Source organism: Streptomyces sp. NPDC088387 (assembly GCF_044753385.1).
Classification (GTDB): domain Bacteria; phylum Actinomycetota; class Actinomycetes; order Streptomycetales; family Streptomycetaceae; genus Streptomyces.
In genome coordinates this window covers 118,439-139,846 of record NZ_JBIVNC010000007.1, presented here as the reverse complement: position 1 = coordinate 139,846, position 21,408 = coordinate 118,439, and the positions used below count along the sequence as shown (strand labels likewise).

Genomic DNA, 21,408 nt, shown 5'->3' with positions numbered 1-21,408 from the left:
CGTGCCCCGGGGTCGTCCACGTCAGTCCAGGAGATTCCGCAACCGTGGCTTCCACGAACGACCTCAAGAACGGCCTGGTGCTCAAGCTCGAAGGCGGCCAGCTCTGGTCCGTCGTCGAGTTCCAGCACGTCAAGCCCGGCAAGGGCCCGGCCTTCGTGCGCACCAAGCTCAAGAACGTGCTCTCCGGCAAGGTGGTCGACAAGACCTTCAACGCCGGTGTCAAGGTCGAGACGGCCACTGTCGACAAGCGCGACATGCAGTTCTCCTACATGGACGGCGAGTACTTCGTCTTCATGGACATGGAGACCTACGACCAGCTCATGGTCGACCGCAAGGCCGTCGGCGACGCCGCCAACTTCCTGATCGAGGGCTTCACGGCCACCGTCGCGCAGCACGAGGGCGAGGTGCTCTTCGTGGAGCTGCCGGCCGCCGTCGAGCTCGTCGTCCAGGAGACCGAGCCCGGCGTCCAGGGCGACCGCTCCACGGGCGGCACCAAGCCCGCCACCCTGGAGACCGGCCACCAGATCCAGGTCCCGCTCTTCATCACCACCGGCGAGAAGATCAAGGTCGACACGCGCAGCAGCGACTACCTCGGCCGGGTGAACAGCTAACCGTGGCTGCCCGCAACACGGCCCGCAAGCGTGCCTTCCAGATCCTCTTCGAGGGCGACCAGCGCGACGCCGACGTCCAGACGGTCCTCGCGGACTGGATCCGGCACTCCCGGACCGACACGCGGCAGCCGCCGGTGAGCGAGTACACGATGCAGCTCGTCGAGGGGTACGCGCAGCACGCGACCCGGATCGACGAGCTGATCGCGCAGTACGCCGTCGGCTGGACGCTGGACCGGATGCCGGTCGTGGATCGCAACATCCTGCGCCTCGGGGCCTACGAGCTGATCTGGGTCGACGAGACCCCGGACGCCGTGGTGCTCGACGAGATGGTGCAGCTCGCGAAGGAGTTCTCGACGGACGACTCACCGTCGTTCGTCAACGGTCTGCTCGGCCGCCTCAAGGAGCTGAAGCCTTCGCTTCGCCGCGAGGTGTAGCGCGTACGGCTTCGCGGCAAGGGGCGGAACGGGTCGTTGGTCGGCCGGCGGTTCGTGGGGGTTGCTCGCGCAGTTCCCCGCGCCCCTGGCGGCGTTGCCGTACCCGGGGCTGCCAGGAGCCACGCCTGATCGTCGAAGGGCCCCCAGCGTGTCGCTGGGGGCCCTTCCATGTGCCTGGCCGCTCGGCGGCGGCACGTTTCTGCTTGGCCTGTGGAGGGTCAGTCCTCCACGTGGGAGACCGCTCGGCGGGCGTCCGCGTCCAGGACGCCCCAGCTGATCAGCTGCTCGGTGAGGACCGAGGGGGACTGGTCGTAGATGACGGCCAGTGTGCGCAGGTCGTCCTGGCGGATCGACAGCACCTTGCCGTTGTAGTCGCCGCGCTGGGACTGGATCGTCGCCGCGTAGCGCTGTAGCGGGCCCGCCTTCTCGGCCGGCACCGTGGCCAGCCGCTCAAGGTCGAGGACCAGCTTCGGCGGGGGCTCGGCGGCACCGCCGGGCGTGGTGCCCGGAAGCAGCTCCTGAACCGGCACGCCGTAGAACTCCGCAAGCTCGGCGAGGCGCTGCACGGTGACGGCGCGGTCACCGCGCTCGTACGAACCGACCACCACGGCCTTCCAGCGGCCCTGGGACTTCTCCTCGACACCGTGGAGGGAAAGGCCCTGCTGGGTGCGGATGGCCCGGAGCTTGGCCCCGAGCTGTTTGGCGTATTCGCTGGACATATAGCTCCCCGGCACTGTGTCGACGCGACTGGCTCGGTGCCATGCCGCGCGGCTGGTAACTCACTGTGAGGTTACGCAGCGTTACTCCGGCGCGTCAAGCCGAATGGTCCGCACCGACTCTTCCGTGGTAGTGGCGACCCGTTGAGCCAGAAGAGTGACAGGGGGGCGATCGGGGGTGTCTCCAGGGCCTGCTAACGTGTATGGCGCAATCTCGACGTCCTTTAAGGTCCGTCCCGTGAGGCGGAGAAGGAGGTCCGTTTCGTATGGACACAGCAGCTTCCGATGCCCGGCCCGTTCTCGAGGGCCCCGACATCGCGCGGGTTCTGACCCGTATCGCACATGAGATCGTCGAGCGCGCCAAGGGCGCCGACGACGTGGTGCTCCTCGGCATTCCGACGCGGGGCGTCTTCCTCGCCCAGCGCCTCGCCGCCAAGCTCGAAGAGATCACCGAGCGCAAAGTCCCCTGCGGTTCGCTGGACATCACCATGTACCGCGACGACCTGCGGATGCACCCGCCGCGTGCGCTGGCCCGCACCGAGATCCCCGGCGACGGCATCGACGGCAGACTCGTGGTGCTCGTCGACGACGTGCTGTTCTCCGGCCGCACCATCCGTGCCGCGCTCGACGCGCTGAACGACATCGGGCGCCCGCGTGCCGTACAGCTCGCGGTCCTCGTCGACCGCGGCCACCGCGAACTGCCCATCCGCGCCGACTACGTCGGCAAGAACCTCCCCACGTCGCTGCGGGAGACGGTCAAGGTCCAGCTCGCCGAGGAGGACGGTCGCGACACCGTGCTGCTCGGCGTCAAGCCGGCCTCCCCGGGCGAGCAGCAGTAGCGAAGCCGACGGCGTACGACCCGGTCGTACGCCCGCGCGACTGCGCCCCGGCCTGCCCGGATTCTCCCGATACTGAACTGCCTTACGGAGCCTGAAAGATGCAGCGTGATCTCATCTCGGCCGCCGACCTCACCCGCGACGACGCCGTCCTGATCCTCGACACCGCCGAGGAGATGGCCCGGGTCGCCGACCGGCCGATCAAGAAGCTGCCGACCCTGCGCGGCCGCACCGTCGTCAACCTGTTCTTCGAGGACTCGACCCGGACCCGGATCTCCTTCGAGGCCGCCGAGAAGCGGCTGTCCGCGGACGTCATCAACTTCACCGCCAAGGGCTCCAGCGTCTCCAAGGGCGAGTCCCTCAAGGACACCGCCCAGACCCTGGAGGCGATGGGCGTCGACGCCGTCGTCATCCGGCACGGCGCCTCCGGAGCCCCGTACCGGCTCGCCAACTCCGGCTGGATCGACGCCGTCGTCATCAACGCCGGGGACGGCACCCACCAGCATCCGACGCAGGCGCTGCTCGACGCCTTCACCATGCGGCGCCGGCTCGTCGGCCGGGACGCCGGGCTCGGCCAGGACCTGGCGGGCAAGCGGATCACGCTCGTCGGCGACGTCCTGCACAGCCGGGTCGCCCGCTCCAACGTCGATCTGCTGCACACGCTCGGCGCCGACGTCACCCTCGTCGCCCCGCCCACCCTGCTGCCGGTCGGCGTCGAGGCCTGGCCCTGCGAGGTCAGTTACGACCTCGACGCCACGCTGCCCAAGTCCGACGCGGTGATGATGCTCCGCGTCCAGCGCGAACGGATGAACGCGGCCTTCTTCCCGACCGAGCGCGAGTACGCGCGCCGCTACGGACTCGACGGCGACCGGATGGCCCGGATGCCCGAGCACGCCATCGTGATGCACCCCGGTCCGATGGTCCGCGGCATGGAGATCACCGCCGAGGTCGCCGACTCCGACCGCTGCACCGCGATCGAGCAGGTCGCAAACGGAGTCTCCATCCGGATGGCCGTTCTCTATCTGCTGCTCGGCGGCAACGAGCCCGCCGTCACCCCCGCCCGCACCACCGAGGAGAAGTAAGACAGATGAGCAAGATCCTTATCCGTGGTGCGAAGGTGCTCGGCGGCGACGCGCAGGACGTGCTGATCGACGGCTCCCAGATCGCCGCCGTCGGCGAGGGGCTGTCCGACGAGGGCGCCACGGTCGTCGAGGCGGCCGGCAAGGTGCTGCTGCCGGGCCTCGTCGACCTCCACACCCACCTGCGCGAACCGGGCCGCGAGGACTCCGAGACCGTACTGACCGGCACCCGCGCGGCGGCCTCCGGCGGCTACACCACCGTCTTCGCCATGGCCAACACCTTCCCCGTCGCCGACACCGCCGGCGTGGTCGAGCAGGTCTACCGGCTCGGCCAGGAGCACGGCTACTGCGACGTGCAGCCCATCGGCGCCGTCACCGTCGGCCTGGAGGGCCGCAAACTCGCCGAGCTCGGCGCCATGCACGAGTCCGCGGCCGGTGTCACCGTCTTCTCCGACGACGGCAAGTGCGTCGACGACGCCGTGATCATGCGCCGCGCGCTGGAGTACGTGAAGGCCTTCGGCGGGGTCGTCGCCCAGCACGCCCAGGAGCCGCGGCTGACCGAGGGCGCCCAGATGAACGAGGGGGTCGTCTCCGCCGAGCTGGGCCTCGGCGGCTGGCCCGCGGTGGCCGAGGAATCGATCATCGCCCGCGATGTCCTGCTCGCCGAGCACGTCGACTCCCGCGTGCACATCTGCCACCTGTCGACCGCCGGGTCCGTCGAGATCGTCCGCTGGGCCAAGTCCCGCGGCATCCAGGTCACCGCCGAGGTCACCCCGCACCACCTGCTCCTCACCGACGAGCTGGTGCGGTCGTACAACCCGGTCTACAAGGTCAATCCGCCGCTGCGCACCGAGCGCGACGTGCTCGCCCTGCGCGAGGCGCTCGCCGACGGCACGATCGACATCGTCGCCACCGACCACGCCCCGCACCCGCACGAGGACAAGGACTGCGAGTGGGCCGCGGCCGCCATGGGGATGGTCGGTCTGGAGACCGCGCTGTCGGTGGTCCAGGAGACGATGGTCGACACCGGCCTGCTGACCTGGGCCGGAGTCGCCGACCGGATGTCCTTCGCGCCCGCCCGTATCGGCCGGGCGGAGAACCAGGGCCGTCCCGTCTCGGTGGGTGAGCCCGCCAACATCACGCTCGTCGACACGGCATACCGTGGCCAGGTGGACCCCGCGGGCTTCGCCTCGCGCAGCCGCAACACCCCCTACCAGGGACGCGAGCTGCCGGGCCGTGTCACACACACCTGGCTCCGGGGCAAGGCGACGCTCGTCGACGGGAAGCTCACGTGACAACTCTGCAAGTTCTGGCCGCCGACCAGAAGTCGGCCGAAGTGACCGACTGGGCCGCCCGCGTCGGCTGGGTCGTGGGCCTCGCCCTGTTCATCGCGCTCGTCTACTGGCTGATGCGCGAGGGCTGGAAGTGGCGCGGCACCCTCCAGGGCGACCTCCCCGAGCTGCCCACCGCGCCGGACGGGACCGGCCCGGCGAAACTGGCCGTGTTGAGTGGCCGCTACCACGGCTCCACCACCGCCGGGCAGTGGCTCGACCGCATCGTGGCGCACGGCCTCGGCTCCCGCAGCCGGGTCGAGCTCACGCTGACGGACGAGGGACTCGACGTCGTACGCCCCGGCGCGACCGACTTCTTCGTCCCGGCCGACCGGCTGCGCGAGGCCCGGCTCGACAAGGGCATCGCCGGAAAGGTGCTCACCGAGGGCGGTCTGCTGATCGTCACCTGGGCGCACGGCGACCGGCTGATCGACTCCGGCTTCCGCTCCGACCACGCGGCCGAGCACACCGACTGGGTCGAGGCACTCAACTCCATGATCAACACGAGCAGCACGGAAGGCGCCGAGCGATGACGACCTCCAATCCGGGGAGCCCCTCGAAGAGGACAAAGGCGGATCCCGCCGTACTCGTCCTTGAGGACGGCCGGATCTTCCGCGGCCGTGCCTACGGGGCCGTGGGGGTGACCTTCGGCGAGGCCGTGTTCTCCACCGGCATGACCGGTTACCAGGAGACCCTCACCGACCCGTCGTACCACCGCCAGGTTGTGGTGATGACCGCCCCGCACATCGGCAACACCGGCGTCAACGACGAGGACCCCGAGTCCCGCCGCATCTGGGTCGCCGGCTACGTGGTGCGCGACCCCGCGCGCGTGCCGTCCAACTGGCGCTCCCGGCGCTCGCTGGACGACGAGCTGACCGAGCAGGGCGTCGTCGGGATCTCCGGCATCGACACCCGCGCCCTCACCCGCCATCTGCGCGAGCGCGGCGCCATGCGCGTCGGCATCTTCTCCGGCAACGCCCTGCCCGACGACGCCACCATGCTCGCCGAGGTCCGCCAGGCGCCCGAGATGACCGGCGCCGACCTCTCCGCCGAGGTCGCCACCGAGGAGACGTACGTCGTCCCCGCGGTCGGCGAGAAGAAGTTCACCGTCGCCGCCGTCGACCTCGGCATCAAGGGCATGACCCCGCACCGGATGGCCGAGCGCGGCATCGAGGTGCACGTGCTGCCCGCCACCGCGAGCGTCGAGGACGTCTACGCGGTCCGGCCCGACGGCGTCTTCTTCTCCAACGGGCCCGGCGACCCGTCCACCGCCGACCACCCGGTGGCCGTCATGCGGGCCGTACTGGACCGCGGCACCCCGCTGTTCGGTATCTGCTTCGGCAACCAGATCCTGGGCCGCGCCCTCGGCTTCGGCACCTACAAGCTGAAGTACGGCCACCGCGGCATCAACCAGCCCGTGCAGGACCGGACGACCGGCAAGGTCGAGGTCACCGCGCACAACCACGGATTCGCCGTGGACGCCCCGCTCGACGCCGTCTCCGACACCCCCTACGGCCGTGCCGAGGTCTCCCACGTCTGCCTCAACGACAACGTGGTCGAAGGGCTGCGGCTGCTCGACCGGCCGGCCTTCAGCGTCCAGTACCACCCCGAGGCGGCGGCCGGTCCGCACGACGCCGCCTATCTGTTCGACCGCTTCGTGAAGCTCATGGAGGGCCAGCGTGCCTAAGCGCACCGATATCCAGTCCGTCCTGGTCATCGGCTCCGGCCCGATCGTCATCGGCCAGGCAGCCGAGTTCGACTACTCCGGCACCCAGGCGTGCCGGGTGCTCAAGTCCGAGGGCCTGCGCGTCATCCTCGTCAACTCCAACCCGGCGACGATCATGACCGACCCGGAGATCGCCGACGCCACCTATGTCGAGCCGATCACCCCGGAGTTCGTCGAGAAGATCATCGCCAAGGAGCGGCCGGACACCCTGCTGCCCACCCTCGGCGGCCAGACGGCCCTCAACACGGCGATCTCGCTGCACGAGTCCGGCACCCTCGACAAGTACGGCGTCGAGCTGATCGGCGCCAACGTCGAGGCCATCAACAAGGGCGAGGACCGCGACCTCTTCAAGGACGTCGTCGAGGCCGTCCGCGCCAAGATCGGGCACGGCGAGTCCGCCCGCTCGGTCATCTGCCACACCATGGACGACGTGATCGCGGGCGTCGACACGCTCGGCGGCTACCCCGTCGTCGTCCGTCCCTCCTTCACCATGGGCGGCGCCGGCTCCGGCTTCGCCCACGACGAGGACGAGCTGCGCCGCATCGCCGGCCAGGGCCTCACGCTCTCCCCGACCACCGAGGTGCTCCTGGAAGAGTCCATCCTCGGCTGGAAGGAGTACGAGCTGGAGCTGATGCGCGACAAGAACGACAACGTCGTGGTCGTCTGCTCCATCGAGAACTTCGACCCGATGGGCGTGCACACCGGCGACTCCATCACCGTCGCGCCCGCGATGACGCTCACCGACCGCGAGTACCAGGTGCTGCGCGACGTCGGCATCGCCATCATCCGCGAGGTCGGCGTCGACACCGGCGGCTGCAACATCCAGTTCGCGATCGACCCGGTCGACGGCCGTGTCATCGTCATCGAGATGAACCCGCGCGTGTCCCGGTCGAGCGCCCTGGCGTCCAAGGCGACCGGTTTCCCGATCGCCAAGATCGCCGCCAAGCTGGCCGTGGGCTACACGCTCGACGAGATCCCCAACGACATCACCCAGGAGACCCCGGCCTCCTTCGAGCCGACCCTGGACTACGTCGTCGTCAAGGCGCCGCGGTTCGCCTTCGAGAAGTTCCCGCAGGCCGACTCCACGCTGACCACCACCATGAAGTCGGTCGGCGAGGCCATGGCCATCGGCCGCAACTTCACCGAGGCCTTCCAGAAGGCGCTGCGCTCGCTGGAGAAGAAGGGCAGCCAGTTCACCTTCGTCGGCGAGCCCGGAGACAAGGGCGCCCTGCTGGCGGAGGCGGTCCGTCCCACCGACGGCCGGATCAACACCGTCATGCAGGCCATTCGCGCGGGTGCCACCCCCGAGGAGGTCTTCGAGTTCACGAAGATCGACCCCTGGTTCGTCGACCAGCTCTTCCTGATCAAGGAGGTCGCCGACGAACTGGCCGAGGCGCCCGAGCTGACCGCCGGACTGCTCGCCGAGGCCAAGCGGCACGGCTTCTCGGACCAGCAGATCGGCGAGATCCGCGGGCTGCGTGAGGACGTCGTCCGCGAGGTGCGGCACGCGCTCGGCATCCGCCCGGTCTACAAGACGGTCGACACCTGCGCCGCCGAGTTCGCCGCCCGCACGCCGTACTTCTACTCCTCCTACGACGAGGAGACCGAGGTCGCGCCGCGAGAGAAGCCGGCCGTCATCATCCTCGGCTCCGGGCCGAACCGGATCGGCCAGGGCATCGAGTTCGACTACTCCTGCGTCCACGCCTCCTTCGCGCTGAGCGACGCCGGGTACGAGACGGTGATGGTCAACTGCAACCCGGAGACAGTCTCCACCGACTACGACACCTCCGACCGGCTGTACTTCGAGCCGCTCACGCTGGAGGACGTGCTGGAGATCGTCCACGCGGAAGCGAAGGCCGGCCCCATCGCGGGCGTGATCGTGCAGCTCGGCGGCCAGACCCCGCTGGGCCTGGCCCAGGCGCTCAAGGACAACGGCGTACCGATCGTCGGCACCCCCCCGGAGGCCATCCACGCCGCCGAGGACCGCGGCGCCTTCGGCCAGGTCCTCGCCGAGGCGGGTCTGCCGGCCCCCAAGCACGGCACCGCCACCACCTTCGCCGGCGCCAAGGCCATCGCCGACGAGATCGGCTACCCGGTCCTGGTCCGGCCGTCCTACGTGCTCGGCGGACGCGGCATGGAGATCGTCTACGACGAGACCCGGCTGGAGTCCTACATCGCCGAGTCCACCGAGATCAGCCCCTCCCGGCCGGTGCTGGTGGACCGTTTCCTCGACGACGCCATCGAGATCGACGTCGACGCCCTGTACGACGGCGAGGAGCTGTACCTCGGCGGGGTCATGGAGCACATCGAGGAGGCCGGCATCCACTCCGGCGACTCGGCGTGCGCCCTGCCCCCGATCACGCTCGGCGGCTTCGACATCAAGCGGCTGCGGGCGTCGACCGAGGCCATCGCCAAGGGCGTCGGAGTGCGCGGCCTGATCAACATCCAGTTCGCGATGGCCGGCGACATCCTCTACGTCCTGGAGGCCAACCCGCGCGCGTCCCGCACGGTCCCCTTCACCTCCAAGGCCACCGCCGTGCCGCTCGCCAAGGCAGCGGCCCGTATCTCGCTGGGCGCGACCGTCGCCGAGCTGCGCGCCGAGGGCATGCTCCCGGCCACCGGCGACGGCGGCGAACTGCCGCTGGACGCGCCGATCTCCGTCAAGGAGGCCGTGATGCCCTGGTCCCGCTTCCGGGACATCCACGGGCGCGGCGTCGACACCGTCCTCGGCCCGGAGATGCGCTCCACGGGCGAGGTCATGGGCATCGACTCGGTCTTCGGCACGGCCTACGCCAAGTCGCAGGCCGGCGCCTACGGCCCGCTGCCCACCAAGGGCCGCGCCTTCATCTCCGTCGCCAACCGCGACAAGCGGTCGATGATCTTCCCGGCCCGCGAGCTGGTCGCCCACGGCTTCGAGCTGCTCGCCACCTCCGGCACCGCCGAGGTCCTCAAGCGCAACGGCATCAACGCCACCGTCGTGCGCAAGCAGTCCGAGGGCCCCGGCCCAGACGGTGAGAAGACCATCGTCCAGTACATCCACGACGGCGAGGTCGACCTCATCGTCAACACCCCCTACGGCACCGGCGGCCGCCTCGACGGCTACGAGATCCGTACGGCGGCGGTGGCCCGGTCCGTGCCCTGTCTGACCACGGTCCAGGCGCTCGCCGCGGCCGTGCAGGGCATCGACGCCCTCAACCACGGCGGCGTGGGCGTGCGTTCCCTCCAGGAACACGCGGAACATCTGACCGCGGCCCGCGACTAGCAGTCCCGAGGGGGACACCGGAAACGGTGTTCCCCTCCTGCTGAGCACACCCTTCGCGCTCCGGCGCGAAGGACCCCTCTCGGTCAAGGACACCATGTACAAGATCTTCTTCCGGCTCGTCTTCCGCCGCATGGACGCCGAGCAGGCCCATTACCTGGCCTTCCGCTGGATCCGCCTCGCGGTCCGGGTGCCCGTGCTGCGCACCTTCCTCGCCGCCGCGCTGGCCCCCCGCCACGAGGAGCTGCGCACCGAGGCCCTCGGACTGCGGATGCACGGCCCCTTCGGGCTCGCCGCCGGCTTCGACAAGAACGCCGTGGCGATCGACGGCATGTCGATGCTGGGCTTCGACCACGTCGAGATCGGCACGGTCACCGGCGAGGCACAGCCCGGCAACCCCAGGACGCGGCTGTTCCGCCTCGTGCCGGACCGCGCGCTCATCAACCGCATGGGCTTCAACAACGACGGCTCGCTCGCCGTGGCGGCCCGGCTGGCGGCCCGCACGGCCGTCTTCAGGACCGTCGTGGGCGTCAACATCGGCAAGACGAAGGCCGTACCGGAGGCCGAGGCCGCCGCCGACTACGTGAAGTCGACCGAGCGGCTCGCGCCCCACGCCGACTACCTCGTGGTGAACGTCTCCTCGCCGAACACACCCGGCCTGCGCAACCTCCAGGCCACCGAGGCGCTGCGACCGCTGCTGACCGCCGTCCGCGAGGCCGCCGACCGCACAGTCACCGCACGGCGGGTCCCGCTGCTGGTCAAGATCGCACCCGACCTCGCCGACGAGGACGTCGACGCCGTCGCCGACCTCGCCGTGGAGCTGGGCCTGGACGGCATCATCGCCACGAACACCACCATCGCGCGCGAGGAACTCGGTCTGACGTCCGAACCCGCTCTGGTCGCCGAGACCGGCGGCCTCTCCGGCGCCCCCCTCAAGGCCCGCTCCCTGGAGGTGCTGCGCCGCCTCTACGCGCGCGTGGGCGACCGCATCACCCTGGTCGGCGTGGGCGGCATCGAGAACGCCGAGGACGCCTGGCAGCGCATCATGGCCGGCGCCACCCTGGTCCAGGGCTACAGCGCCTTCGTCTACGAGGGCCCCTTCTACGCCCGCGCGATCCACAAGGGCCTGGCCGCCCGGCTGCGCACGAGCCCGTACAAGACCCTCGCCGACGCGGTCGGCGCCGACGTGAGGAAGGCCGCATGAGCTCACCCGAACCCTTCGGTGCCCGGCTGCGCCGCGCCATGGACGAACGCGGACCGCTCTGCGTCGGCATCGACCCGCACGCCTCGCTGCTCACCGAGTGGGGACTGAACGACGACGTGGCGGGCCTGGAGTGGTTCAGCCGCACGGTCGTGGAGGCCATGGCCGACCGGGTCGCCGTGCTGAAGCCGCAGAGCGCGTTCTTCGAGCGGTTCGGCTCGCGCGGTGTCGCGGTGCTGGAGCGGACGGTGGCGGCGGCCCGCGCGGCCGGCGCCCTGGTCGTGATGGACGCCAAGCGCGGCGACATCGGCTCCACCATGGCGGCGTACGCGGAGACCTTCCTGCACAAGGACGCGCCGCTGTTCTCGGACGCGCTGACCGTCTCGCCGTATCTCGGCTACGGCTCGCTGAGCCCGGCCGTCGCGCTCGCGCGCGAGAACGGCGCGGGACTGTTCGTGCTCGCCCTGACGTCCAACCCGGAGGGCGGCGAGGTCCAGCACGCCGTCCGCGCGGACGGCCGGGACGTGGCCGCGACGATGCTGGCCCATCTGGCGGCCGAGAACGCGGGGGAGGAGCCGCTCGGCTCCTTCGGCGCGGTGGTCGGCGCCACGCTCGGCGACCTCTCCTCGTACGACCTCGCCGTCAACGGTCCGCTGCTCGCGCCCGGCATCGGGGCCCAGGGCGCCACGCCCGCCGATCTGCCGAACGTGTTCGGCGCCGCCGTGCACAACGTGGTGCCGAACGTGAGCCGGGGCGTGCTGCGGCACGGGCCGGACACGGGCGCCCTGCGGACGGCCGCGGAGCGGTTCGCGAAGGAGGTCCAGGCAGCCGTTGTGAGGGCCGAATAAACCTCCGACGACTGCCCGATAACGCGCTTGAGGCTGGATACATTCTCAAATCCGGGGCAATATGACTGAAATGTCCAGTGCTGGCCAAGGCTGACCAGGACTTTTCCGCTGTTCTCGCTGACTCTGGCGGACTTGACCGCTAGTCTCCGACGAGAGTCAACGGGCAGAGCGTGTTGCTCGTGGCTCCCCAGGTGTGGGGCGACTAGGTTCCTCACCGGTCCGTATCCGACAGTTCGACATCCGAGGTGACGTAGGCGTGGCTCTTCCGCCCCTTACCCCCGAACAGCGCGCAGCCGCGCTCGAGAAGGCCGCCGCGGCTCGCCGGGAGCGGGCCGAGGTCAAGAATCGACTCAAGCACTCCGGCGCCTCCCTTCACGAGGTCATCAAGCAGGGCCAGGAAAACGACGTCATCGGCAAGATGAAGGTCTCCGCCCTGCTCGAATCCCTGCCCGGCGTGGGCAAGGTCCGTGCCAAGCAGATCATGGAGCGACTCGGCATCTCCGAGAGCCGCCGCGTGCGCGGCCTCGGCTCCAACCAGATCGCCTCGCTGGAGCGCGAGTTCGGCAGCACCGGCAGCTGAGTCCGGACCACTCCGGGTTTGCTGGAATAATCGCTGCATGGCTGCAACATTCCGGGGGACGACCCCCGAGCCCCCGGACGTACGTCCGCGGCTGACCGTGCTCTCCGGCCCCTCAGGGGTCGGCAAGAGCACGGTCGTCGCTCATATGCGCAAGGAACACCCCGAGGTCTGGCTCTCGGTGTCGGCGACGACCCGCAGGCCACGCCCCGGTGAGAAGCACGGGGTCCATTATTTCTTCGTCAGCGACGAGGAGATGGACAAGCTGATCGCCAACGGCGAGCTGCTGGAGTGGGCGGAATTCGCCGGCAACCGGTACGGCACGCCGCGCGGGGCCGTGCTCCAGCGTCTTGAGGCGGGCGAGCCCGTCCTGCTGGAGATCGACCTCCAGGGCGCCCGGCAGGTCCGTGACTCCATGCCGGAGGCCCAGCTGGTGTTCCTGGCCCCGCCCTCCTGGGAGGAGCTGGTGCGCAGACTCACCGGGCGGGGCACCGAGCCGCCCGAGGTGATCGAGCGCCGGCTGGACGCCGCGAAGATCGAACTGGCGGCCGAGCCGGAGTTCGACATGACCCTGGTCAACACCTCCGTCGAGGATGTGTCGCGCGAGCTGCTAGCCTTGATGGATGTTGTGTGATCACGAGTGATGTGATCACGACCGATCTTTTCCCACCCATCGGAAGGTAGAGCGTGTCCTCTTCCATCTCCGCGCCCGAGGGCATCATCAACCCGCCGATCGATGAGCTTCTCGAAGCCACCGACTCGAAGTACAGCCTCGTGATCTACGCGGCCAAGCGGGCTCGCCAGATCAACGCGTACTACTCGCAGCTCGGCGAGGGCCTCCTCGAGTACGTCGGTCCGCTCGTGGACACCCACGTGCACGAGAAGCCCCTGTCGATCGCCCTTCGCGAGATCAACGCGGGGCTGCTGACGTCCGAGGCCGTAGAGGGCCCGGCGCAGTAGTCGTTCTCTCTGCGTGCTTCTCCGCTCGCAGCAGACTTGTCCACAGGCCCGGCGGCGCGTCCGCCGGGCCTGTGGTGTGTCATAGACCCGTACGCGGTGTCGTCGCCGCGCACGCGAAACTGGTCGAGTCCGGGGAGAGACGGTGTCCAAGCCCAAGGTCGTGCTGGGGGTCAGCGGTGGCATCGCCGCGTACAAGGCCTGTGAGCTGCTGCGCAGACTGACCGAGTCCGGGCACGACGTCCGCGTCGTCCCGACCGACTCCGCGCTGCACTTCGTGGGCGCCGCCACCTGGTCCGCGCTCTCCGGCAACCCCGTCTCCACCCAGGTCTGGGACGACGTCCACGAGGTCCCGCACGTCCGCATCGGCCAGCACGCCGACCTGGTGGTGGTCGCCCCCGCCACGGCCGACATGCTCGCCAAGGCCGCGCACGGCCTCGCCGACGACCTGCTCACCAACACCCTGCTCACCGCCCGCTGCCCGGTCGTCTTCGCACCCGCGATGCACACCGAGATGTGGGAACACCCGGCCACCCAGGAGAACGTGGCCACACTGCGCCGCCGTGGCGCCGTCGTCGTCGAACCCGCCGTCGGCCGCCTCACCGGCGTCGACACCGGCAAGGGCCGGCTGCCCGACCCCGCGGAGATCTTCGAGGTCTGCCGCCGGGTGCTCGCCCGCGGCGTTGCCGGGCCCGACCTCGCCGGACGGCACGTCGTGATCAGCGCCGGCGGCACCCGCGAACCCCTCGACCCGGTCCGCTTCCTCGGCAACCGCTCCTCCGGCAAGCAGGGCTACGCCCTCGCCCGCACCGCCGCCGCCCGCGGCGCCCGCGTCACGCTGCTCGCCGCCAACACCTCCCTGCCCGACCCGGCCGGCGTGGACGTCGTCCGGGTCGGCACGGCCGTACAACTGCGTGAAGCGGTACTGAAGGCGGCAGCGGACGCCGACGCGGTGGTCATGGCCGCCGCCGTCGCCGACTTCCGCCCGGCCGCCTACGCCGCCGGGAAGATCAAGAAGCGGGACGACCACGAGCCCGACCCCATCGTGCTCGTACGGAACCCGGACATCCTCGCGGAGATCTCCGCCGACCGCGCCCGGCCCGGCCAGGTGGTCGTCGGCTTCGCCGCGGAGACCGACGACGTCCTCGCCCACGGCCGCGCCAAGCTGGAGCGCAAGCGCTGCGACCTGCTCGTCGTCAACGAGGTGGGGGAGCGCAAGACCTTCGGTTCCGAGGAGAACGAGGCCGTGGTGCTGGGCGCCGACGGCTCGGAGACCCCGGTGCCGCACGGGCCCAAGGAAGCCCTGGCCGACATCGTGTGGGATCTGGTCGTGGGACGCCTGCGCTGAATGTTTCAGGCGTTTTGCGGGATCTTCGTCCCTCGCACATTGACGCGTGGCGCCCCTGGCCAATGCCGCCCGCCATTGGGCAGAATGCCCGTGCCGCAGGTCACAGCGCTCCCGAGAGGCGAGACGGATGGGCCTGTGGTGGAGCGCGACCGATAAACTGTTCTCGGACGCGGGCCGGGCGCAGCTCCCGGCCCGTCCGCCAATGATCATCCAATGATCAGCCAGCAGCCGCTGCAACCCCAGGGAGCGTTGTGTCCCGTCGTCTGTTCACCTCGGAGTCTGTGACCGAGGGCCACCCCGACAAGATCGCTGACCAGATCAGTGACACCATTCTCGACGCGCTCTTGCGCGAGGACCCGACCTCCCGGGTCGCGGTCGAGACGCTGATCACGACTGGTCTGGTGCATGTGGCCGGTGAGGTCACCACCAAGGCTTACGCGCCGATCCCGCAGCTGGTCCGGGAGAAGATCCTGGAGATCGGCTACGACTCCTCCAAGAAGGGCTTCGACGGCGCGTCCTGTGGTGTGTCGGTGTCGATCGGCGCGCAGTCCCCGGACATCGCGCAGGGCGTCGACACGGCGTACGAGTCCCGGGTCGAGGGTGCCTCCCAGAGGGACAAGGATGACGAACTCGACAAGCAGGGCGCCGGCGACCAGGGCCTGATGTTCGGCTACGCCTCGGACGAGACGCCGACGCTGATGCCGCTGCCGATCTTCCTCGCGCACCGTCTGTCGAAGCGCCTGTCGGACGTCCGCAAGAACGGCACGATCCCCTACCTGCGCCCCGACGGCAAGACGCAGGTCACCATCGAGTACGACGGTGACAAGGCCGTCCGCCTCGACACGGTCGTCGTCTCCTCGCAGCACGCCTCCGACATCGACCTGGAGTCGCTGCTCGCCCCCGACATCCGCGAGTTCGTCGTGGAGCCGGAGCTCAAGGCGCTGCTCGACGAGGGCATCAAGCTGGAGACCGACGGCTACCGCCTGCTGGTGAACCCGACCGGCCGCTTCGAGATCGGCGGCCCGATGGGTGACGCGGGCCTCACCGGCCGCAAGATCATCATCGACACGTACGGCGGCATGGCCCGCCACGGCGGCGGCGCCTTCTCGGGCAAGGACCCGTCCAAGGTGGACCGTTCGGCGGCGTACGCGATGCGCTGGGTCGCGAAGAACGTGGTGGCGGCCGGTCTGGCCTCCCGCTGCGAGGTGCAGGTCGCGTACGCGATCGGCAAGGCCGAGCCGGTCGGCCTCTTCATCGAGACCTTCGGCACGCACAAGGTCGAGACCGAGAAGATCGAGAAGGCCATCGAGCAGGTCTTCGACCTGCGCCCGGCCGCGATCATCCGTGACCTGGACCTGCTGCGCCCGATCTACGCCCAGACCGCCGCGTACGGTCACTTCGGGCGTGAGCTGCCCGAGTTCACGTGGGAGCGGACTGACCGGGTGGACGCGCTGCGCAAGGCCGCGGGCCTGTAGGGACGTTCGCGGGCGAGCCCGCGCGAGTTGGTCGAGGCCCGGTTTCCTGGTGGGGAGCCGGGCCTCACTGCGTCAGCCCTCCGGGCGGGGGGTCTGTGTGTGGGTGGCACCCGTGCGGGGATCCCTGTGGGGTGCGGGGTGCGGGGTGCGGGGTGCGGGGTGCGGGGTGCGGGGTGCGGGGCGTGGGGCGCGGTGCGATCCGCGACGCCGCCCCGACCGACACGGCACCGGCCCCCTCGCGGGCCGAACTTGTGCCGCCCATGGGCAACCCCGCCAGGGGCGCGAGGAACTGCGCGCCCAACCCCGCAGAGCCCAAGCCGTGACGACGACGGTCACCCCCGAGGGGCGCGGGGAACTGCGCGCTCAGCCCCCACCGGGCCCGGACTGTGACGGCGGCGGTTACCCGGGAGGGGCGCGGGGAACTGCGCGCTTGGCCCCCACCGGGCCCGGGCTGTGACGACGGCGGTCTCCCGGGAGGGGCGCGGGGAACTGCGCGCTCAGCCCCCACTGGGGCCGCACACGGCGTGGGGGTGCGGGGTGGGGCGTTTGCGCGGCCCGGCGTTGGCGGGGTGCCGCCGCGCCCACCCGTGCCGCCCCAGCGGCACGACTGCCCGCGGCTGTGCGGCTGCCGCCGCTGTGCGGCCGCGCGGCTACTGGGCTACGCGGCTGTGGGCGGGGGCGTTGTCGGTGGGGTTTGGTAGAAATGTTGGCGTGAGCAGCGAGGATGAGTCAGTGGACGGTGGGGCCGCGGGGGCGCCGCCGGAACAGCTCGCGCTCATTCGGGAGAGCGTGCGACAGGCCAAAACGCCGAAAGCGAAGCCACGGACGTGGCGTGGGGCGGATCTCGCCGAGGAGCTGCCCGTCGCGCGCGTGCTCGTCGACAAGGGCGTACTCCACCTCGACCGGTACTTCGACTACGCGGTCCCGCAGGAGCTGGACGCCGACGCGCAGCCCGGCGTGCGGGTGCGCGTGCGCTTCGGGGCCGGACGGCACCGGGTGCGGGAAGGGCGCCGCGAGGGCGGAGGGCTCATCGACGGGTTCCTCGTGGAGCGGCGGGCCGAGTCCGACTACTCCGGGCCGCTGGCCGCACTGGCACAGGTCGTTTCCCCCGAGCCCGTCCTCGACGCGGAACTGCTCGCACTGACCCGTGCCGTCGCCGACCGCTACGCCGGAAGCCTCGCCGACGTACTCCAGCTCGCCGTACCGCCGCGCAACGCACGGGCGGAGGGCCGGCCGTCACCCGAGCCGCTGCCCCCGCCGGAGGCGCCGGAGGCGGGGTCCTGGGGGCGGTACGAGAACGGGACGGCGTTCGTCGAGGCACTGGCCTCGGGCGGCTCCCCGCGCGCCGTGTGGAACGCGCTGCCGGGCCCGCTGTGGAGCGAGGAGATCGCCCGGGCCGTCGCCGCCACGCTCGCCTCGGGGCGCGGCGCGCTGGTCGTCGTACCGGACGGGCGGGCGGTCGCCCGGGTCGACGCCGCGCTGACCGACCTGCTGGGGGCGGGGCGGCACGCGGTGCTCACGGCTGAGGCCGGGCCCGAGAAGCGGTACCGGGAGTGGCTGGCCGTGCGGCGCGGCTCCGTAAGGGCCGTGGTCGGGACGCGGGCCGCGATGTTCGCGCCGGTCCGGGATCTCGGGCTGGTGGCCATCTGGGACGACGGCGACGACAGCCACAGCGAACTGCATGCCCCGCAGCCGCACGCGCGCGAGGTGCTGCTGCTGCGGGCGGCGCAGGACAAGTGTGCGTTCCTGTTGGGCGGTTGGAGCTGCACGGTCGAGGCCGCGCAGCTCGTGGAGAGTGGCTGGGCCCGGCCGATTGTCGCGTCCAGGGAACGGGTGCGGGCCGCGGCGCCGCTCGTACGGACCGTCGGGGACGGCGATCTGGCCCGTGACGAGGCCGCGCGTGCCGCCCGGTTGCCGACGCTCGCCTGGCAGGTGGTCAGGGAGGGGCTGAAGCACGGGCCGGTACTGGTGCAGGTGCCCCGGCGCGGGTATGTGCCGCGGATGGCGTGTGCGCAGTGCCGGGAGCCCGCGCGGTGCCGGCACTGTGCCGGGCCGCTGGAGGGGCGCGACGCGGGGGCGTTGGCGTGCGGGTGGTGCGGGCGGGAGGAGACCGGCTGGCACTGTCCGGAGTGCGGGTCGTTCCGGCTGCGGGCGCAGGTGGTGGGCGCGCGGCGGACCGCGGAGGAGCTGGGGCGGGCGTTTCCGGCGGTGCCGGTGCGGACGTCGGGGCGTGAGCATGTGCTGGACACCGTGCCGGGGGCGCCCGCGCTGGTGGTGAGCACGCCGGGGGCCGAGCCGGTCGCCGAGGGCGGGTACGCGGCGGCGTTGCTGCTCGACGGGTGGGCGATGGTGGGGCGGCCCGATCTGCGGGCGGGGGAGGACGCGTTGCGGCGTTGGATCGCGGCTGCGGCGCTGGTCCGGGATCAGCCGTCGGGGGGGACGGTCGTGGTCGTCGCCGAGCCGACGCTGCGGCCCGTGCAGGCGTTGGTGCGGTGGGATCCCGTGGGGCATGCGGTGCGCGAGCTGGCCGAGCGGGCCGAGCTGGGGTTTCCGCCGGTGTCGCGGATGGCGTCGGTGTCCGGTCCGCCGGAGGCGGTTGCCGAGTTCCTCGGTACGGCCTCGCTGCCGGGGGATGCCGAGGTGCTCGGGCCGGTGCCGCTGCCGGTGACGCCGACCGGCCGGCCGCGTCGGACGGGGGCGCCGCCGGCGGGGGAGCGGTGGGAGCGGGCGTTGGTGCGGGTGCCGCCGGGGAGTGGGGCGGCGTTGGCTGCCGCGTTGAAGTCTGCGCAGGCTGCGCGGATGGCTCGGGGGGGTGGGGACGCGGGGGCGGTACGGGTGCGGGTGGACCCCGGGGACATCGGCTGACGGGGCGTCGGCGTTTCGCGTCCGTCGGGTGTCGGGTGCCCGGCGTTGTGCTGGGGGGTGTTGCACTGCCCGGCGTTGGCCGGGTGCCGCCCGCGCCCACCCGTGCCGCCCCAGGCGGCACGCATGCCCGCGGTCTACGCGGAGCGGCGGCGTCCGGGTGCCCGCGGGCTTGGTGGGTGTGGCGTGCGTGCTCGCGGCTTGGTGGGTGTGGTGTGCGAGGGGCGCGCGTGGTGCGGGCTGCGCGGGGCGGGTGATGTGGGCCGGGCCGGGTGTGGACAGATGTCTGCCCTCCCGGATGGTGGGCGGGAGGGCAGGAGGGGGCTGTCAGCCGTTGCGGGGGCCGGGGAAGGCCGTTGGGCGGACCTCTTCGCGCAGGGTCGGGCTGCCCGTCGGCTGCGTCGGCATCGTCCTGGCCGCCGGTACGGTCGGCAGACCGGCGGGGACGTTGACCGCGCGCGTACCCGACGTGTCCGTGGCGCGCTCGGCCTCGGCGGCCGCCTGGGCGGTGGCCCGGCGCGACCCGTAACGACGGTGGACGGCCTGCTTGGTGACGCCGAGCGCGGAGCCCACCGCGTCCCACGAGAACCCGAGCGAGCGGTCGAAGTCGACCGCTGCCGTGACCAGGGTCTCGACGCTGTCCCGCAGCTCCTGGGCGAGACGGACCGTCGGCGCCGGAGCGCGTCCGTAGACGACGAAGCCCGTGGAGGAGCCGGAGCGGCGCGGGCGGTAGACGTTGCCCAGCTGGGCGGTGAGCGTGCGCAGCGCGTCCACCTGCCGGCGGACCCGCTCGATGTCCCGCACCAGCAGGTGCAGGCTGGCCCGAGCCTGGGCGTCGTGGGTTGCGTGGTCGGCCATGAACAAGCCTCTCGAACCGGCGTTGAGGAGAAAGGACCGGGCCGCGACCGCGGCCCGTTGAGTCAACTCTTTCTTGACCAACGCGTCTTCGGGCCCCGGGTCACGCTCCAGGGGCGTAAGGGCATATGCGTACGCCCCCGATGGCGCCGCGCGCGCGGGCGGTACCGCCCCATAGACTGGTGCGCTGCCCGTAGCAACCCCCGCCCGAGAGGCCCGAACCCACCTATGAAGCTTGTCTTCGCCGGTACCCCCGAGGTCGCCGTTCCCGCCCTGGACGCCCTGCTCGCCTCCGGGCGGCACGAGGTCGCCGCCGTTGTCACGCGGCCGGACGCACCGGCCGGGCGGGGTCGCAGGATGGTCGCCTCACCGGTGGCCGAGCGGGCGCAGGAGGCCGGTATCGAGGTGCTGAAGCCGGCGAAGCCGAGGGACCCGGACTTCCTGGAGCGGCTGCGGCAGATCGCTCCCGACTGCTGCCCGGTCGTGGCGTACGGCGCCCTGCTGCCCCGTGTCGCCCTCGACGTGCCCGCGCGCGGCTGGGTCAATCTCCACTTCTCGCTGCTGCCGGCCTGGCGCGGTGCCGCGCCCGTGCAGCACTCCATCATGTCCGGCGACGAGATCACCGGCGCGTCCACCTTCCTCATCGAGGAGGGGCTGGACTCCGGCCCGGTGTACGGCACGGTGACCGAGGAGATCCGCCCCACCGACACCAGCGGCGACCTGCTGACCCGGCTCGCCTTCGCGGGCGCCGGGCTACTCGCCGCGACCATGGACGGCATCGAGGACGGCACCCTCACCGCCGTACCGCAGCCCGCCGACGGCGTCACCGTCGCACCCAAGATCTCCGTCGAGGACGCGCACGTCGACTGGGCGGCGCCCGCGCTGCGCGTCGACCGTGTGGTGCGCGGCTGCACGCCGGCGCCCGGCGCCTGGACGGTCTTCCGCGGTGAGCGGCTGAAGCTGATCCAGGTCACCCTCACACCGGACCGCAAGGACCTCGCGCCGGGTCACCTGGCGGTGGGCAAGAACACCGTTCATGTCGGCACCGGGTCGCACGCCGTCGAACTGCTGTGGGTCCAGGCCCAGGGCAAGAAGCCGATGCGGGCGGCGGACTGGGCACGCGGGGTGCGGATCGCCGACGCCGAGGTTCTCGGGAGCTGAGCGGGGAGCCCGCGGGAGCCCGCAGGGGCCCTCCGCCGGCGTACGGCAGCCGGGTGTCCGCCGGGACCCCGGTCCGCGCCTCCCGACGTACGCTGAACGCACACTGTTTTTCAGACATCCGGAGCACCTTTT

The 21,408-nt window shown here is 71.3% G+C and carries 19 protein-coding genes; 17 read left to right on the top strand and 2 right to left on the bottom strand.

Annotated elements, in window-relative coordinates:
• Nucleotides 1-44 precede the first annotated feature (44 nt).
• A complete protein-coding gene (efp, locus tag ACIQAC_RS20045) occupies nt 45-611 on the top strand; it encodes an elongation factor P (RefSeq protein WP_345618740.1) in 567 nt (188 codons plus the stop codon).
• 2 nt (nt 612-613) lie between these two features.
• Nucleotides 614-1,045 carry a transcription antitermination factor NusB gene (nusB, locus tag ACIQAC_RS20040; RefSeq protein ID WP_402192935.1) on the top strand — a complete coding sequence of 144 codons (432 nt, stop codon included), beginning with the start codon at nt 614-616 and terminating at the stop codon, nt 1,043-1,045.
• 218 nt (nt 1,046-1,263) lie between these two features.
• Here the strand turns inward: nusB and bldD are convergent, their stop codons facing one another.
• Nucleotides 1,264-1,764, bottom strand: coding sequence for a transcriptional regulator BldD (gene bldD, locus ACIQAC_RS20035; protein ID WP_402192934.1), 501 nt, complete (start codon nt 1,762-1,764; stop codon nt 1,264-1,266).
• Nucleotides 1,765-2,027: 263 nt separating this feature from the next.
• Between bldD and pyrR the strand changes: the two genes are divergently transcribed.
• The 14 genes from pyrR to ACIQAC_RS19965 all read left to right on the top strand — a co-directional run bounded on the left by pyrR (nt 2,028) and on the right by ACIQAC_RS19965 (nt 19,263).
• Entirely contained in the window at nt 2,028-2,600 is a 573-nt protein-coding gene (gene pyrR / locus ACIQAC_RS20030) for a bifunctional pyr operon transcriptional regulator/uracil phosphoribosyltransferase PyrR (RefSeq protein ID WP_402192933.1), read from the top strand.
• 98 nt (nt 2,601-2,698) lie between these two features.
• Complete coding sequence (locus ACIQAC_RS20025; protein WP_402192932.1) at nt 2,699-3,679, top strand: aspartate carbamoyltransferase catalytic subunit; 981 nt, start codon at nt 2,699-2,701, stop codon at nt 3,677-3,679.
• A 5-nt stretch (nt 3,680-3,684) separates the two neighbouring features.
• Nucleotides 3,685-4,971 carry a dihydroorotase gene (locus ACIQAC_RS20020; protein ID WP_402192930.1) on the top strand — a complete coding sequence of 429 codons (1,287 nt, stop codon included), beginning with the start codon at nt 3,685-3,687 and terminating at the stop codon, nt 4,969-4,971.
• On the top strand, nt 4,968-5,540 hold the full coding sequence (locus tag ACIQAC_RS20015; RefSeq protein WP_402192928.1) for a hypothetical protein: 573 nt from the start codon (nt 4,968-4,970) through the stop codon (nt 5,538-5,540). The genes ACIQAC_RS20020 and ACIQAC_RS20015 overlap by 4 nt, the downstream gene beginning before the upstream one ends.
• On the top strand, nt 5,537-6,694 hold the full coding sequence (gene carA, locus ACIQAC_RS20010) for a glutamine-hydrolyzing carbamoyl-phosphate synthase small subunit (RefSeq protein ID WP_402192927.1): 1,158 nt from the start codon (nt 5,537-5,539) through the stop codon (nt 6,692-6,694). The genes ACIQAC_RS20015 and carA overlap by 4 nt, the downstream gene beginning before the upstream one ends.
• Nucleotides 6,687-9,995 carry a carbamoyl-phosphate synthase large subunit gene (carB, locus tag ACIQAC_RS20005; protein WP_402192925.1) on the top strand — a complete coding sequence of 1,103 codons (3,309 nt, stop codon included), beginning with the start codon at nt 6,687-6,689 and terminating at the stop codon, nt 9,993-9,995. The genes carA and carB overlap by 8 nt, the downstream gene beginning before the upstream one ends.
• Nucleotides 9,996-10,089: 94 nt before the next feature.
• Nucleotides 10,090-11,196 carry a quinone-dependent dihydroorotate dehydrogenase gene (locus tag ACIQAC_RS20000; RefSeq protein ID WP_402192924.1) on the top strand — a complete coding sequence of 369 codons (1,107 nt, stop codon included), beginning with the start codon at nt 10,090-10,092 and terminating at the stop codon, nt 11,194-11,196.
• Entirely contained in the window at nt 11,193-12,041 is an 849-nt protein-coding gene (gene pyrF, locus ACIQAC_RS19995) for an orotidine-5'-phosphate decarboxylase (RefSeq protein WP_402192923.1), read from the top strand. Before ACIQAC_RS20000 ends, pyrF begins: the two co-directional genes overlap by 4 nt.
• Nucleotides 12,042-12,297: 256 nt before the next feature.
• Complete coding sequence (locus ACIQAC_RS19990) at nt 12,298-12,621, top strand: integration host factor (RefSeq protein WP_003977346.1); 324 nt, start codon at nt 12,298-12,300, stop codon at nt 12,619-12,621.
• 37 nt (nt 12,622-12,658) lie between these two features.
• The gene (gene gmk / locus ACIQAC_RS19985; RefSeq protein WP_402192921.1) at nt 12,659-13,252 is read left to right on the top strand and encodes a guanylate kinase; all 594 of its coding nucleotides are present in this window, start codon (nt 12,659-12,661) and stop codon (nt 13,250-13,252) included.
• Nucleotides 13,253-13,305: 53 nt separating this feature from the next.
• On the top strand, nt 13,306-13,578 hold the full coding sequence (gene rpoZ / locus ACIQAC_RS19980; RefSeq protein WP_003988945.1) for a DNA-directed RNA polymerase subunit omega: 273 nt from the start codon (nt 13,306-13,308) through the stop codon (nt 13,576-13,578).
• A 142-nt stretch (nt 13,579-13,720) separates the two neighbouring features.
• On the top strand, nt 13,721-14,923 hold the full coding sequence (gene coaBC, locus ACIQAC_RS19975; protein WP_402192920.1) for a bifunctional phosphopantothenoylcysteine decarboxylase/phosphopantothenate--cysteine ligase CoaBC: 1,203 nt from the start codon (nt 13,721-13,723) through the stop codon (nt 14,921-14,923).
• Nucleotides 14,924-15,174: 251 nt separating this feature from the next.
• On the top strand, nt 15,175-16,398 hold the full coding sequence (gene metK / locus ACIQAC_RS19970; protein ID WP_402192918.1) for a methionine adenosyltransferase: 1,224 nt from the start codon (nt 15,175-15,177) through the stop codon (nt 16,396-16,398).
• Nucleotides 16,399-17,109: 711 nt separating this feature from the next.
• The gene (locus ACIQAC_RS19965) at nt 17,110-19,263 is read left to right on the top strand and encodes a primosomal protein N' (RefSeq protein ID WP_402192917.1); all 2,154 of its coding nucleotides are present in this window, start codon (nt 17,110-17,112) and stop codon (nt 19,261-19,263) included.
• 324 nt (nt 19,264-19,587) lie between these two features.
• On the opposite strand, the gene ACIQAC_RS19960 is transcribed toward ACIQAC_RS19965, so the two are convergent.
• Nucleotides 19,588-20,118 carry a hypothetical protein gene (locus tag ACIQAC_RS19960; RefSeq protein ID WP_402192916.1) on the bottom strand — a complete coding sequence of 177 codons (531 nt, stop codon included), beginning with the start codon at nt 20,116-20,118 and terminating at the stop codon, nt 19,588-19,590.
• Between the two features lie 225 nt (nt 20,119-20,343).
• Between ACIQAC_RS19960 and fmt the strand changes: the two genes are divergently transcribed.
• Nucleotides 20,344-21,276, top strand: a complete 933-nt coding sequence (fmt, locus tag ACIQAC_RS19955) for a methionyl-tRNA formyltransferase (protein ID WP_402192913.1) — start codon at nt 20,344-20,346, stop codon at nt 21,274-21,276.
• Nucleotides 21,277-21,408: the final 132 nt, after the last annotated feature.

What these genes read in the sequence shown, in the direction of transcription:
- ACIQAC_RS20025 (WP_402192932.1), top strand. Translation starts at nt 2,699, where the DNA reads ATGCAGCGTGATCTCATCTCGGCCGCCGACCTCACCCGCGACGACGCC.
- ACIQAC_RS20020 (WP_402192930.1), top strand. Translation starts at nt 3,685, where the DNA reads ATGAGCAAGATCCTTATCCGTGGTGCGAAGGTGCTCGGCGGCGACGCG.
- carA (WP_402192927.1), top strand. Translation starts at nt 5,537, where the DNA reads ATGACGACCTCCAATCCGGGGAGCCCCTCGAAGAGGACAAAGGCGGAT.
- ACIQAC_RS19960 (WP_402192916.1), bottom strand. Translation starts at nt 20,118, where the DNA reads ATGGCCGACCACGCAACCCACGACGCCCAGGCTCGGGCCAGCCTGCAC.
- ACIQAC_RS20000 (WP_402192924.1), top strand. Translation starts at nt 10,090, where the DNA reads ATGTACAAGATCTTCTTCCGGCTCGTCTTCCGCCGCATGGACGCCGAG.
- fmt (WP_402192913.1), top strand. Translation starts at nt 20,344, where the DNA reads ATGAAGCTTGTCTTCGCCGGTACCCCCGAGGTCGCCGTTCCCGCCCTG.
- pyrR (WP_402192933.1), top strand. Translation starts at nt 2,028, where the DNA reads ATGGACACAGCAGCTTCCGATGCCCGGCCCGTTCTCGAGGGCCCCGAC.
- bldD (WP_402192934.1), bottom strand. Translation starts at nt 1,764, where the DNA reads ATGTCCAGCGAATACGCCAAACAGCTCGGGGCCAAGCTCCGGGCCATC.
- gmk (WP_402192921.1), top strand. Translation starts at nt 12,659, where the DNA reads ATGGCTGCAACATTCCGGGGGACGACCCCCGAGCCCCCGGACGTACGT.
- pyrF (WP_402192923.1), top strand. Translation starts at nt 11,193, where the DNA reads ATGAGCTCACCCGAACCCTTCGGTGCCCGGCTGCGCCGCGCCATGGAC.